Raw genomic sequence first — 13,781 nt, forward strand, 5'->3', positions numbered from 1 at the left:
CTGTGCGGAAATAGGCGGTCAAAATAACCGGCCTGGGGATAGGACAAACGCTTCCCGACCGGTATATAATCAAGACATATTGTTAAGTTGGATCTGAGGAGAATCCTGCATGAAAGTGATACTTGCCGAAAAGCCGGATCAGGCGCAAAAATTGGCCGATCCGTTTCCCCATAAAAAACGCAGCGGCTATATTGAAATCCTGCCCAATCCCCACTTTCCCCAAGGGGCGTTGGTCACCTGGGCGGTCGGCCATATCTGCGAACTGCTTCCCCCCGAGAGCTATAACCCCGCCTGGAAGCGCTGGTCGGTGCAAACCCTGCCCATTCTGCCAGAGACGTTTCGCTACCGCGTGATGGCAAGCCGGAAGAAGCAGTTCAGTGTCATCAAGGAACTGCTGAAGAGGCCGGACGTGCGGGAGATTATCCTGGCTGGCGACGCCGGGCGGGAAGGGGAGCTGATCGTCCGCACGATCGTCCAGCAGGCCGGGGTGAATAAGCCGATGAAGCGGCTGTGGATCTCCTCCCTGACGGAAAAGGCGGTGAAAGCGGGCTTTGCCAATCTGCTGGACGAAGCCGAGACCCGCAACCTTTACTATGAAGCCTACAGCCGCGCCTGCGCCGATTGGCTGATCGGGATGAACGCCTCCCGGATCTATACCCTTCTGTTGCAGGAGAAAGGGCTGGCCGATGTCTTTTCCGTCGGCCGCGTCCAGACGCCTACCCTGGCCTTGATCGTGAAGCGGGAGAAAGAGATCGCCCACTTCAAGCCGGAACCCTTCTGGGAGGTCCTGGCTACGTTCGAGCTGGAGGGCAAGCGGTATCAGGGCAAATGGCAGAAAGAGGGGGAATCGCGCCTGACGGATCAGGCGATGGCCGAGGCGATCGCCCGCTTCTGCCGGGAGAAGCCGGCCGCCGTGAAAGAAGTGGTGCAGACGCGCAAGGAATTCCAGCCGCCGCTGCTCTTCAACCTCTCTTCCCTGCAGGCAACGGCAAACAAGGCATTCCGATTCTCCCCGAAAAAGACGCTGGACATCGCCCAGCAGCTCTATGTCAAAGGGTTCATTTCCTATCCGCGGAGCGATTCCAGCTTTGTGACGCCGGGGGAGGCGGAGAGCTTTCCCGAGATCCTGGCCAAGCTGTCGAAAAAGGCGGCGTATCAGCCGTTTTTTCCGCTTCCCGTGCGGTCCATCCGGCAGAACAGGCGCTATGTGAACGAAAAGAAAGTGACGGATCATTATGCGATTATCCCGACCGAGCAGGTGCCCGATCTGGAGAAGTTGTCTGCCGATGAGCGGAAGCTGTACGATCTCATCGCCCGCCGGTTGATCGCGGCTCACTACGACCCCGCCGTTGCGCTGTACACCACGGTGGTCACGCTGGTTGACGGCAGGGCGGAGTTTGTCAGCAAGGGCAGGCAGCAACTGCAGGAGGGCTGGCGGAAGGTGCTCTTTGGCGAAGGGCAGGAGGATGACGAGGATGAGCCGCTGCTGCCCCCTCTGGCGGAGGGAGAGTCCGGCCAGGTGGCCGACGTCACCGTCAAAGAAGGGAGAACCCAGCCGCCGAAGCGCTATACCGAAGGGGAACTGATCACCCTGATGAAAACGGCCGGCAAGCATCTACACAATGAAGAGCTGGAAAAGGTACTGGCGAAGACGGAAGGCTTGGGCACGGAGGCGACCCGGGCCGGCATCATCACGCTGCTGAAGCAGCGCGGCTACATCGAGGTGCGCAAAAATCAGGTGTACGCGACGCCCAAGGGCATGCTGCTGATCGAAGCGATCGGAGACAAGATTCTGGCTTCCCCGGAAATGACGGCCAAGTGGGAGCAGCGGCTGGAAGAGATCGGGCAGGGCAGCGCCTCGGCACAGGTTTTTATCGAACAGGTGCGCAAGCTGTCGGTGAAACTGATCGAGGATGCCAAGCAGCAGGCGAAAACATGGGTACTCCCGGCGTTTGCGGAAGCGGCAGCCGCATCCCGCCCCGCTGCGCGAAAGCGGGCGAAAACCGCCAAGGCGACAGGCTCCTCGGCAGGAAGGAAGAAAACGGCGGGAAAAACATCGAAGCCACGGAAATCATCGGCGGGCAAAATTTAGCAGATTGGGAACCTGACTGACGGAGACACTAACGGTAAAAATCCGCAAGGTGGCCGTTGTCCATGTGTTTTCAAGCCGGTATGTTAAAACGTTTGCGTACCCCGGTGATTCTGCTTCTGCTGGTTCTTTTCCCCGTCGTCACCGGGGCGAGCTTTTCTGCCGCTACCGCCGTGGAGCCGACCAAAAAGGTGGCTTTCGTGATCGACGACTTCGGCAACAACATGAGCGGGACGGAAGAGATCATGAATTTGCCGATACCGCTGACCATTGCGGTGATGCCATTTCTGCCGACGACCAAACGGGACGCCGAATGGGCCCATCGGAAGCATCATGATGTATTTGTTCACCTGCCGATGGAACCGCGCAAAGGGAAAAAAAGCTGGCTCGGCCCCGGTGCCATCTTGACCGATCTGAGCGATGAGGAGATTCGCCGCCGGGTGATCGCGGCCATCGAGGATGTGCCGTATGCCATCGGGATCAACAACCACATGGGTTCGAAGGCAACCGCCGATCCCCGGGTGATGCGCGTGATCCTTCAGATTTGCAGGGAACGCGGCCTTTATTTTCTTGACAGCCGGACGACGGACAGGAGTGTGGCGGGAAAAATCGCGGCGGAGCTGGGCGTTCCCTACCTGGAGAATCAACTGTTTCTGGATGACATCTACTCGGTGCAGCACATCTCCAAACAGATGCGCCTGTTATGCAAGCGGATCGCCGTCCAGGACACCGCCATCGCCATCGGACATGTCGGGCCGCCCGGCAAAAAAACGGCTTCCGTGCTGCGCACCTATATCCCGATCGTCAACAGCATGGCACAGGTCGTCAAAATATCGCAGCTGATCCACAAGTAACACCCTCGGCGTGAGGGTGTTTTTGTGTGCAGATCCAAATGATTTCGCCGCTCTCTTGCCTACCCGCGAAGAAGTGGTAAAATGGAAAAATCTGCTGCATGTCGTGAAGGAAGGCTTTCACGCCAAAATGGAAATGCATTCCGAATCAACGGAGGTGTCTGGTGATGGAGCAATTACGTTCCATATTGGAGAACAGTAATTTTTCATATGAGTTAATCCAACATGAAAAGCCGATTCTTTCTGCGCAGGATGGAGCCGATTATTTTGGAATTGAACTGGGACAAACAGCTCCAACATTGATCATCAAAACGGAGAAAGGCTTCTTTTCCCTGATCGTATCAGGAAAACGTGGCAAAGTGAACTTTGATGATATTGCAAAACTCTTGGGCTGCAGCGAAATAAAATTAGCCTCGGGGAAAGAGGTTAAGCAGGTAACCGGATTTGAAGTAGGGAGCGTACCATTAGTAGGTGTTGCACTGCCCTGCATTCTCGATAGAGAGCTGTATCGCTACCCTTATATTTATGGAGGTACCGGTAAACGAACCTGTACGCTGAAAATTGAACCTCTTGCCTTGGAAGCATTAAATCAGGTTGAAGGCATCTTTGGTTAAATAATCTGTATCGCAAAAACCTTACCGTTTTAGCCCCCCTAAAGAATTTATCCATCAGTGATTTTTTCCAATGTCTGCATGTAGGGGTGCATATCACACATCGGTGAGGTTTTTCTTTTGATGTAAAAAGAGAAGAAAACGACAAAAGAAGAACTTTCCCCCACCCAACGTTCGACACCCTTCTTTCCAGCGATTGGTTATACTGGCATGGAAGTCAACCCATGGAAAGGAGCGCTTAGCGGTGATCGATCAAATCCTTCAGCTTCGTTCCCAGTATTTGTCAACCGCCCAGATTGCCAAACAGTTGGGCTTGAGCGTCGGACAGGTCAAATATCAGCTGCAGAAGGCCAGGCATGCCTCCAGCCAGGAGAGGGCAGCCGCGATCGGGCAGGAAGAGCCCACCCGTCAAGAGGCTCCGTGCATGACACAAGCGGACGCAGGGCAGGAAAGAAGGGGGCGGGAGTGGCAGCTGCCCGACTTTTACGGGGAGAATGTCATCCGGCTGATGGTGCAAAGCCCAACCGTCCTGTATGTCTATTGGGAAATTACGTGGCCCCGCATGCGGATGGTCGCTTCGTATCTGCAGACCGATTATCGCGAGGTGCAGAAAGGCATCCGGCTGTATGATGTGACCGACCGCTATTTTGATGGCGGTAACGCCCATGGATGGCGGGACTTCCTCGTAGGGGAGGATGCCCATTCCTGGTACTTGCCGGAAGTCCAGCCGGGACGTACCTACATCGCCGACTTCGGCCTGTTTCACCAGGGCCGCTTCTGCCCGATTCTGCGCTCGGAGCCGGCGGCCACCCCGCGCAGCTGGCCGGCCGCATGGGGAGAGCCGCTGATCGAGCCTGTGACGGACACGGGACGGCCGGCCTGGTTTGAACATTTTTCCTACTCGTTCTATACCAAATGAGCGGAGGGCTGAACGTGGAACAGGGTTACCTCTCGCTCGTGCTGCATGCGCATCTGCCGTACGTGCGCCATCCGGAGCGGGACGATCGCCTGGAAGAACGCTGGGTGTATGAGGCGATGCTGGAATCGTACATTCCGCTCCTGATGGTATTCGACAAGCTGCTGGCGGACGGAATCGACTACCGCCTCACCATGTCCGTCTCTCCGACGCTCCTGACCATGCTGGATGATCCGCTGATCCAGGAGCGCTTCATGTCCTATCTCGCCAATTTGACGGAACTCTCCGTAAAAGAAGTGAAGCGAACCGCCGGCAGTCCGGCGGAACGGCGCCTCGCGCTCATGTATCTGGAGCGGTTCCGGGAGATTGCCGTCTACTGCGCCAGGCATCATTACCGGCTGGTGCCCGTGCTGCGCCGTCTCCACGAAGCCGGTCGGCTGGAGCTGATCACCTGCGCGGCCACGCATGCGTATCTTCCCTTCCTGATGACGGAAGAAGCGGTACGCGCGCAGATTCAGACGGCGGTCATGACCCATCAGGAGATTCTGGGTTTCCGGCCGCAGGGGATCTGGCTGCCTGAATGCGCGTATGCCCCCGGCGTGGATCGACTGCTGGCGGAGGCTGGTTTGCGCTTCTTTTTTGTGGAAAATCATGCGGTGGAACACGCGACGCCTATTCCCCGCCGCGGTCTCTACGCACCGCTGCTGACGGCGCACGGGGTGGCCGCGTTTGCGAGGGATCCGGCGTGTTCCCGACAAGTCTGGAGTTCGGAAGTGGGGTATCCGGGTGATTACGACTATCGTGAGTTTTACCGTGATATCGGCTATGATCTTGATGTTGACTATCTTGCTCCTCATCTGCATCCGTCTGGTATCCGAATCCACACAGGATTGAAGTACCACCGGATTACGGGGAAAGGGGAGCAGAAGGATTGGTATAATCCGGAGCGGGCGCGGGACAAAGCGGCGCAGCACGCCAGCCATTTCCTGGCAAGCCGCGTGCGGCAGATCGGGGCCGTCGCAAGGCAGCTGGACCGCAAGCCGGTGATCGTGGCTCCTTATGATGCGGAGCTGTTTGGTCACTGGTGGTATGAAGGGCCGCTGTTTCTCGATTTTCTCTGCCGCCGCATCGCCGCGGAAGCGCCCGGCCTCCGGATGATCTCGCCGTCCGATTATCTGCGCGAATATCCGGAGAATGACCGCGCGCGCCTTCCTTTTTCCTCCTGGGGGCGCAGCGGTTACGGGGAAGTCTGGCTGAATGGAAAGAATGAATGGATCTACCGGCATCTGCATCGGGCCGAGCGGGAGATGGTCGAACTGGTCCAGACCCATCCGGCCCCGACGCCGCTGCAGGAACGGGTCCTCAAACAGGCCGCCCGTGAATTGATGCTGGCCCAAAGCAGCGATTGGGCGTTTATCATGGACAACCAAACCATGGTGGATTATGCCGTGGGCCGTACCCATGATCACCTGACCCGTTTTCGGCAGCTTTCCGGCTGGCTGCGGACAGGAGAGACGGACCCGGCGGCCTTGACCGCGATGGAACAGGAGAATCAGATTTTTCCCAATCTTTTGCCAAAGTTCTATTTGCCTAAACAGGCGCATAAAGTGAACGTGTCACACAGCGTTGCGGACCTTTCATCCAGGGGGGAATCGCCAACCAGGGTGCTGATGCTGTGCTGGGAATATCCGCCCAAGACCGTGGGGGGGCTGGCCAAGGCCGTTTATGACCTGGCACGCCATCTCGCCAAAGAAAACGTGGAGGTGCATGTGCTGACCAGCGCTCTCCATGCCGCTTATGAGGAAGAGCGTGCGGAGGGGATCTTCGTCAGGCGGGTGCCCACGTTTCAACCGGGAGAAGAGACCGCTTTTCTCGATTGGGTCTTTCAGCTGAATCTCGCCATGATGGACGAGGTGGAGCGGCTCATGCAGCAGGGAATCCGCTTCGACCTCCTCCATGCCCACGATTGGCTGGTCGGATTCGCGGCGCTGGAAGCGAAGCGGCGGTTCGGCCTGCCGCTCATCGCCACCATTCACGCCACCGAGCACGGGCGCAATCAAGGGATCCATACACCGCTGCAGCAGCGAATCCACCAGGTGGAGCGGGAGCTTGCCCGTGAAGCGGAGCGCGTCATCGTCTGCAGCCGTTACATGGCCGGCGAAGTGCAGCGCTTGTTTGAGCTGCCCGGGGAGAACATCAGCGTGATCCCCAACGGCATCGAACGGCCGGCCCCGCCTCCCCGGGAAGAGGTGGAGGCGCTTCGCCGCCGTTTGGGACTGGAGGGCAGGGTCATCTATTTCGTCGGCAGGCTGGTGCGGGAAAAAGGGGTTCATCTGCTGCTCGAAGCGGTGCCTGCCATCTTGGCGAAACATCCGGACGTTACGGTTGTCGTCGCCGGTACGGGACCGATGCAGGATGAGCTGCAGGCTCTCGCCGCTGCCAGCGGCATATCCGGGAGGGTTCGTTTTCTCGGCTTTGTGGACGATGACACCCGCAACGCTCTGTTTTGCCTTGCCGATCTGGCGGTATTCCCCAGCCTGTATGAACCTTTTGGCATCGTCGCCTTGGAAGCGATGGCGTATCGCACGCCGCTTCTGGTCGCCGATACGGGCGGTCTGGCGGAAATCGTCCGGCATGGGGAAAACGGCTTGACCATGTACGCGGGAGACCGGAACTCCCTGGCGGATCAGGCCATTTGGCTGCTGGATCATCCGCATGCGGGCATGGTCTTGGCCGAGCGGGCTTATGCCGAACTGACGGAGCGCTATGACTGGAACCGCTTGGCACAGGATACCCTGGAACAGTATCGCAAACTGGTGCCGCAATTGGTCGTTTGGTAAGGATTCCCCGCGGGTACCTGGCTCTGGCTTACCCGATTGGATCGATGTTTGCGCATCTGCCAGAAAAAAGGAGGAACCTGCTCTATGAAAGCCGTCATTATGGCCGGGGGCAAAGGCACCCGACTGCGCCCGCTCACCTCTCACCTGCCCAAGCCCATGATGCCGCTGTTAAATCGCCCTTGCATGGAATATATCATCGAGCTTTTGAAAAAGCACGGGATCACGGAAATCGCCATCACCCTCCAGTTTCTGCCGGATACGATCAAACGCTACTTTGGCGACGGCTCCCGCTTCGGCGTCTCTCTCGTCTATTTTGAAGAAACGACCCCGCTGGGAACGGCGGGCAGCGTGAAGAACTGCGAAGCGTTTCTCGACGAACGGTTTGTCGTCATCAGCGGGGATGCTTTGACGGATTTCGATTTGTCGGCCGCCATCGCCTACCACGAACAGAAGAAAGCGCTGGCGACCCTGCTGCTGACGCATGTGGAGAGCCCGCTGGAATTCGGCGTCGTGATGACCGATGAAGAAGGAAAGGTTATCCGCTTCCTGGAAAAGCCCAACTGGTCCGAAGTGTTCAGCGATACGGTCAACACCGGCATCTATGTGTTGGAACCGGCCGTGCTTGCGGAGATCGCCCCCCAAACCGAAACGGATTTCAGCAGGGATCTGTTTCCCCGGTTCCTGCAAAGCGGAAAGCCCCTGTACGGCTATGTGGCGGAAGGGTACTGGTCCGACATCGGGACATTGGAGATTTACCGGCAGGCGCAGTACGACATGCTGAACGGCCTGGTGGACGTAGCCATCCAGGCGCAGGAGATCGCGCCGCGCATCTATCTGGAGCCGGGCGTGCGCATCGAATCGTCGGTTCGCCTGGAAGGGCCGTCCTATATCGGCAGTCATGTGCACCTCCGGGACGGCGCGGCGGTAGGGCCGTATTCCGTGCTGGGAAGCCATGTCATCGCGGGGGCGGGCGCGCGCATCGAGCGGTCGATTGTCTGGGAGAATTCGCTGGTGGGCAGTCGGGCGGAACTGGTCGGGACGACGGTCTGCCGGAATCTGTACATCGGCGAAAGCGCGATGCTGGGCGAAGGAAGCGTGGTGGGCGACAACTGCCGCATCGGCGCGAAGGCGCATCTGAAGGACGGCGTTAAAATATGGCCCCATCGGGAAATTGAAGAACACGCCATGGTTACCACCTCGTTGATCCAGGTTGCGAAGCAGTCCCGCAGCCTGTTCGGAAATGAAGGGATCGCGGGAATCGGCAATGTCGACATGACGCCCGAATTCATCGTCCGCCTGGCAGCGGCATATGCCTATCTGCTGAAAGCGGGCAGCCGCGTGGCCGTCTCCGCCTGCTCCCATCCCTTTTCCCAGCTGCTGAAGCATGGCGCGATGACCAGCTTGTGCTCGGCCGGCGTGGATGTGGTCGATTTCGGCGTCACACCGGTTCCCGTCAGCCGTTTTGGCGTTCGCCGCCATGGGTGCCAGGGAGGAATTCACATCCAGATGCACGGGTCGCACATAGAGAAGAACATGGTGATCCGGTTCTTTGACCAGCATGGCCTGCCGGTCACCCGCGACATGGAGCGCAAGATAGAAAATGCCTACGCCCAGGAAACATTTGCCCGCACGCCGACGGAACAGCTGGGACAGCTGCTGGTCGAACACCAGGTGCTGCAGGATTACCGGGCGGAGCTCCTCGCCAGCCTGGCAGCGGAGCCGGTCCGCCAGCGCAGCCTGACGCTTCTGCTCGAATGCGAGCGGTATCTCGCCTCGTTTTTGGCGCCGCTGTTGACGGAGCTTGGTGTTCATGTCGAAACCGGCGCCATGCGGGATGGCCTCGGCACCCATCAGGCGGAATTGGGCGTGCAGGTGGAAAGCAATGGGGAGCGCTTCTCGCTTTTGACGGAGACCGGAGAACGGTTATCCCCGGAGAAGCTGCTGGCGCTCCAGCTTGTCGCGTGCTGCCGTCGAAGCGGAAAGGTCGGCCTGCCGGTAAGCGCGCCGCAAGAATTGGAGGAGATGGCGCGGCTGCTGAACGTGGACGTGGTCCGGACCAAACTCTCGCCGCGTGCGCTGATGGAAGTGGCGGCGGACGAATGGTTCCACCCCATGTTTGACGCGCTGTACAGTATCGTCAAAATCATCGCCTACCTCGGCGGCCAGGAGCAGCCTCTCAGCCGGATCGCCGCTGCTCTTCCCGATGTGCACATGGAACAGAAGACGGTCTTTTGCCCATGGTCATCAAAGGGAAAAGTGATGCGTAGGATGATGGAAGAGATGAAGGGCATGCCGCTTGAGCTGGTGGACGGCATCAAGGTGTATGAACCCCAGGGTTGGGTGCTGATTCTGCCCGACACGGAAGAAGCCCATGTCAAGATCATTTCCCAGGGAGTCTCCCGGGAGACCGCCTCGGCTTTGGCAGACGTGTATGCCCGCCGCATCTTCGAGTTTCAGCAGAGATCATAAACATTCCGGCAAGGGAGTGAAGGCATGCCGAGACCGCTTGTCATCGGGAATGGCAGGTTGCTGATCAACTTTGATGACCATCTTTACATGCGCGACTGCTACTATCCGTACGTCGGTCAGCTCAATCATGTCGGCGGCTACCGCTGCCGGTTGGGGATCTGGGTGGATGGGCAGTTTTCCTGGTTGGATGAAGACGCCTGGCAGCGCTCCCTGGGCTACAGGCAGGAGACGCTGGTGACGCACGCAGCGGCTTGGCACCCTGCGCTGGGCATCCGGCTGCTGATCGAAGACGGCGTCCACCAACGGGAAAGCATTGCGCTCAAACGGATCACCGTCCGGAATGAGCGGGATGAGGCCAGGGAAATCCGGCTCTTCCTGCATCACGATTTCAGCCTGGATGGTACGGAAGTGGGCGATACGGCGGTGTACGATCCCACGCTGCACACGGTTTACCATTACAAACGCAATGTCTACATCATGGCCAATGGCACGACGGGAGAAGCAGGCATCGACCAGTACAGCATCGGCATCAAGCGGTTCAACTATGCGGAAGGAACGTGGCGGGACGCCGAAGACGGCCGGCTGGAAGGGAACGCGATCGCGCAGGGGTCGGTGGACAGCACGATCTCGTTGCGGCTGACGCTGGAGGCGGGGACGTCCCGGACGCTGTATTACTGGCTCTGCTTCGGCGATTCCTATGAAACGGTGAAGCAGTTGAATCAGTATGTGCTGGAGAGCGGTCCAGGTCGGCTCTTGGACAGGATCGGCGTCTACTGGCAGCGCTGGCTGAACAAGGAGAAGCGGGATTTTGCCGACCTGCCGCAGGCGGTTATCGATCTGTACAAAAAGAGCCTGCTGATCGTCCGCACGCAGATCGATCAGCGCGGCGGCATCCTGGCGGCCAATGATTCCGACATTTTGCAGTACAATCGCGATCATTACAGCTACGTCTGGCCCCGCGACGGCGCGCTGACCGCCCTGGCGATGAGCAGGGCCGGCTATGCGGGAGCGGTCGCCCCCTTTTACCTGTTTTGCCGGGACGCGCTGACGCCGGAAGGATATCTGCGGCATAAATACAATGCGGACGGGTCGGTCGGCTCCTCCTGGCATCCGTTTATCCTGGACGGCGAGGCCCAGCTGCCCATCCAGGAAGACGAGACGGCCCTCGTGCTATATGCCTTGTGGGAACATTACGCGCAGGGCAGACAGATCGAATTTTGCCAGTCGCTCTATCCCTCCTTGATTCGGCCGGCCGCCACTTTTCTGATGCAGTACCGGGATCCGGCCCTGCGCCTGCCCCTGCCGAGCTACGATCTGTGGGAAGAACGGCGGGGGATCTTTACGTTCACCTGCTGCGCCGTATACGCAGCGCTGCAGGCGGCAGCCCGATTTGCGCAGCTGTTTGGCGACGATGAACGGCAGGAGCGGTATGCGGCGGCAGCGGAAGAGGTTAAACAAGCCATGCTCGACCATTTGTACGATACGGCATCCGGTCGTTTCCTGCGCGGCCTCTATCTGGAGCGCGACGGCCGCATCACCCGCGACCACACGGTGGAAAGCAGTCTGTTCGCCCTGTTTTCCTTCGGCGTCCTGCCTGCCGATGATCCGCGTGTCGCGGGCACGATGGACGCGGTGAAGCGGCATCTGGCGGTGCGGACGCCGGTCGGGGGGTTTGCCCGTTATCAGGGAGACGGCTATTTCCGCAAGGCCCATGATCCCGAGCGGGTGCCCGGCAATCCATGGATCATCTCCACGCTCTGGGTGGCCGAATGGGAGATCGCCAAGGCAACATCGCTTCAGGAGCTCGTGGAACCGCTGGCAAAGCTGCGCTGGGTGGAACGGCACGCGATGGAAAGCGGCGTGCTGCCGGAACAGCTGGATCCGTTCACCGGCATGCCCGTATCGGTCGCTCCGCTGACATGGTCTCATGCCACCTTCATTGCCACGGTGATGAAGTACGCAGAAAAATACAGGGAACTTACCCGTCCCGGGGGAGGAGAAACGCGTTGACAAACAGGATTGCATTCGGTACGGACGGTTGGCGGGCGATCATAGCCGATCAATTTACGCTGGAGAACGTGCGCGTGGTTGCCCAGGCGATCGCCTCCTACACGGTGGAACGAAACCAGCAGGAGCAGGGGATCATCGTGGGGTATGACACGCGCTTCCTGGGAAGGATGTTTGCCGAGGAAGTCGCGCGGGTGCTGGCGGCCAACGGAATCCGTGCCGATCTGGTAAACGAGGCGACGCCCACGCCGGTGGTGGCGTTTGGCGTGAAGCACTTCGCGGCCAGCGGAGCGGTGATGATCACCGCCAGCCACAACCCTCCCGCCTACAACGGCATCAAATATATCCCGGATTACGCCGGGCCCGCCGCGCCTGACATCACCCGGCGGCTGGAAGCGCTGATCGCCTCCGTGCAGGCGGAAGGCGGGGTGGCGACGGTGGAGCTGGCAGAGGCCTCCAGAAGGGAGCTGCTGCAGGATATTTACCTGCGCCCCCATTATGAGGCGCACATGCGCAGAATCATCCGTTTCGACGTGCTGCGCCGCGCCGATCTGCGGGTGGTGACCGACCCGATGCACGGCGCCGGTATCGGCTATGTCAGCGCGCTGCTGGGGGAAGCGGGGATCGAGACCATCGGGATTCGCGAGTATGCCGATCCGCTGTTCGGCGGCGATCTGCCGGAGCCGGGGGAGAAGCATTTGGGGGAATTGTGCAGGGAAGTGGTGCAGCGCAAGGCGGCGCTCGGTTTGGCCAACGACGGGGATGGGGACCGATTCGGCGTCGTCGACCGGTTCGGCCGGTACATCCGACCCAATGATGTCCTCCCGCTGCTGACACGCCATCTGGTGAAAAACCGGGGAATGAGCGGCCGGATCGTGCGGACGGTGGCAACCACCCACCTGCTGGACCGGATCGCGGAGCGCTATGGCCTGGAACTGGTGGAAACACCGGTGGGATTCAAGTACATCGGGGCGGAAATGGTGAAGGGGAATGTCCTGATCGGCGGCGAGGAGAGCGGCGGAGCCAGCATTGCGGGACACATCCCCGAGAAGGACGGGATTCTGATCAACCTGCTTGTGGCGGAAATGTGCGCATGGGAGGACAAAGAGCTGGACGCCATCCTGCGCGACGTGCGCGAGGAGTTCGGGGAGACGTTCCATACCCGGATCGATGTCAGGAATGGCGCCATCGGCAGGGGGATCGCAGAACTGCTGGAGGAACCACCTGATCATGTCGGGCCATACCGGGTGGTCGGGATAAACAGGATCGACGGCATCAAACTGCTGCTGGAAGACGGCCACTGGGTGCTGCTGCGCCCGTCCGGGACGGAGCCGGTGCTCAGGATCTACTGCGAAGCAACCGCGCTGCCGGCGCTGAAAAAATTGAAAGAAGCGGTCCGTGACTGGTTTGACGAGGGAATCGGGTAAGGAAACAAGCGGTCCCGCCGGAGAGCCGGGAGCCGACACGTCGGAAAGCAAGAAGCGGACCCGCGTCCGGAAAAGAAGGCAGCCTCATGACGACGATGCTGCCTTCTTTTGTTTTGGCTTTTTTAAAAAAGATTGTTACCATTTTTTCATAATGATAGAATCGAATCGGAACGCTTGTTTGCAGGAGGCTTACCCGCAATAGATTGGAGGGGGATTCGTTATAATACCAGTTGATTCAGCAGTCTTGCAAATTCCTCAAAGCCTACCAAATACAGCCATATCAGATGTATTCCCATCACACCGATGTAACATCCGGTTGAAAAGAAAAGCATTACAGAGACCATTTTGTTCAGTTTCTCTTTATTCCACAGCAAGACCAGCAGGATCATCGGCAGTGCAATTTTTACGCTATAAAATAATGTGGTACTTTCTTCGTGAATCATTCTCATGATCGGATTGCTTTCTGAAAAATAGCCAAGGGAGATGCCAGTATCTGTAAGGATAGCATCTACAAATCCAGCAAGAAATAAAAACAGTAACATTGCTCTGAGCGTATTTGTTTTAAATGTGG

The 13,781-nt window shown here is 58.7% G+C and carries 9 protein-coding genes; 8 read left to right on the forward strand and 1 reads right to left on the reverse strand.

Annotated elements, in window-relative coordinates:
- Positions 1 to 109: 109 nt before the first annotated feature.
- The 8 genes from G3578_RS01015 (at position 110) to G3578_RS01050 (ending at position 13,210) form a co-directional block, all read left to right on the forward strand.
- Positions 110 to 2,092: a DNA topoisomerase III gene (locus G3578_RS01015; RefSeq protein ID WP_165207761.1), complete on the forward strand. Its 1,983-nt coding sequence runs from the start codon at positions 110 to 112 to the stop codon at positions 2,090 to 2,092.
- A gap of 62 nt (positions 2,093 to 2,154) precedes the next feature.
- Positions 2,155 to 2,943: a divergent polysaccharide deacetylase family protein gene (locus G3578_RS01020; RefSeq protein WP_241254391.1), complete on the forward strand. Its 789-nt coding sequence runs from the start codon at positions 2,155 to 2,157 to the stop codon at positions 2,941 to 2,943.
- A gap of 164 nt (positions 2,944 to 3,107) precedes the next feature.
- Positions 3,108 to 3,554, forward strand: a complete 447-nt coding sequence (locus tag G3578_RS01025) for an aminoacyl-tRNA deacylase (protein ID WP_165207763.1) — start codon at positions 3,108 to 3,110, stop codon at positions 3,552 to 3,554.
- A gap of 241 nt (positions 3,555 to 3,795) precedes the next feature.
- Positions 3,796 to 4,470: a DUF4912 domain-containing protein gene (locus G3578_RS01030; protein WP_165207765.1), complete on the forward strand. Its 675-nt coding sequence runs from the start codon at positions 3,796 to 3,798 to the stop codon at positions 4,468 to 4,470.
- A gap of 14 nt (positions 4,471 to 4,484) precedes the next feature.
- Positions 4,485 to 7,307, forward strand: coding sequence for a 1,4-alpha-glucan branching protein domain-containing protein (locus G3578_RS01035; protein ID WP_165207767.1), 2,823 nt, complete (start codon positions 4,485 to 4,487; stop codon positions 7,305 to 7,307).
- 84 nt (positions 7,308 to 7,391) lie between these two features.
- A complete protein-coding gene (locus G3578_RS01040) occupies positions 7,392 to 9,776 on the forward strand; it encodes a sugar phosphate nucleotidyltransferase (protein ID WP_165207769.1) in 2,385 nt (794 codons plus the stop codon).
- 24 nt (positions 9,777 to 9,800) lie between these two features.
- On the forward strand, positions 9,801 to 11,786 hold the full coding sequence (locus tag G3578_RS01045; RefSeq protein WP_165207771.1) for a glycoside hydrolase family 15 protein: 1,986 nt from the start codon (positions 9,801 to 9,803) through the stop codon (positions 11,784 to 11,786).
- Entirely contained in the window at positions 11,783 to 13,210 is a 1,428-nt protein-coding gene (locus G3578_RS01050; RefSeq protein WP_241254392.1) for a phosphoglucomutase/phosphomannomutase family protein, read from the forward strand. The genes G3578_RS01045 and G3578_RS01050 overlap by 4 nt, the downstream gene beginning before the upstream one ends.
- Positions 13,211 to 13,428: 218 nt before the next feature.
- On the opposite strand, the gene G3578_RS01055 is transcribed toward G3578_RS01050, so the two are convergent.
- A complete protein-coding gene (locus G3578_RS01055) occupies positions 13,429 to 13,752 on the reverse strand; it encodes a DUF5658 family protein (RefSeq protein ID WP_241254393.1) in 324 nt (107 codons plus the stop codon).
- Positions 13,753 to 13,781: the final 29 nt, after the last annotated feature.

It is taken from the genome of Brevibacillus sp. SYP-B805, from assembly GCF_011059135.1.
Classification (GTDB): Bacteria; Bacillota; Bacilli; order Brevibacillales; family Brevibacillaceae; genus Brevibacillus_F.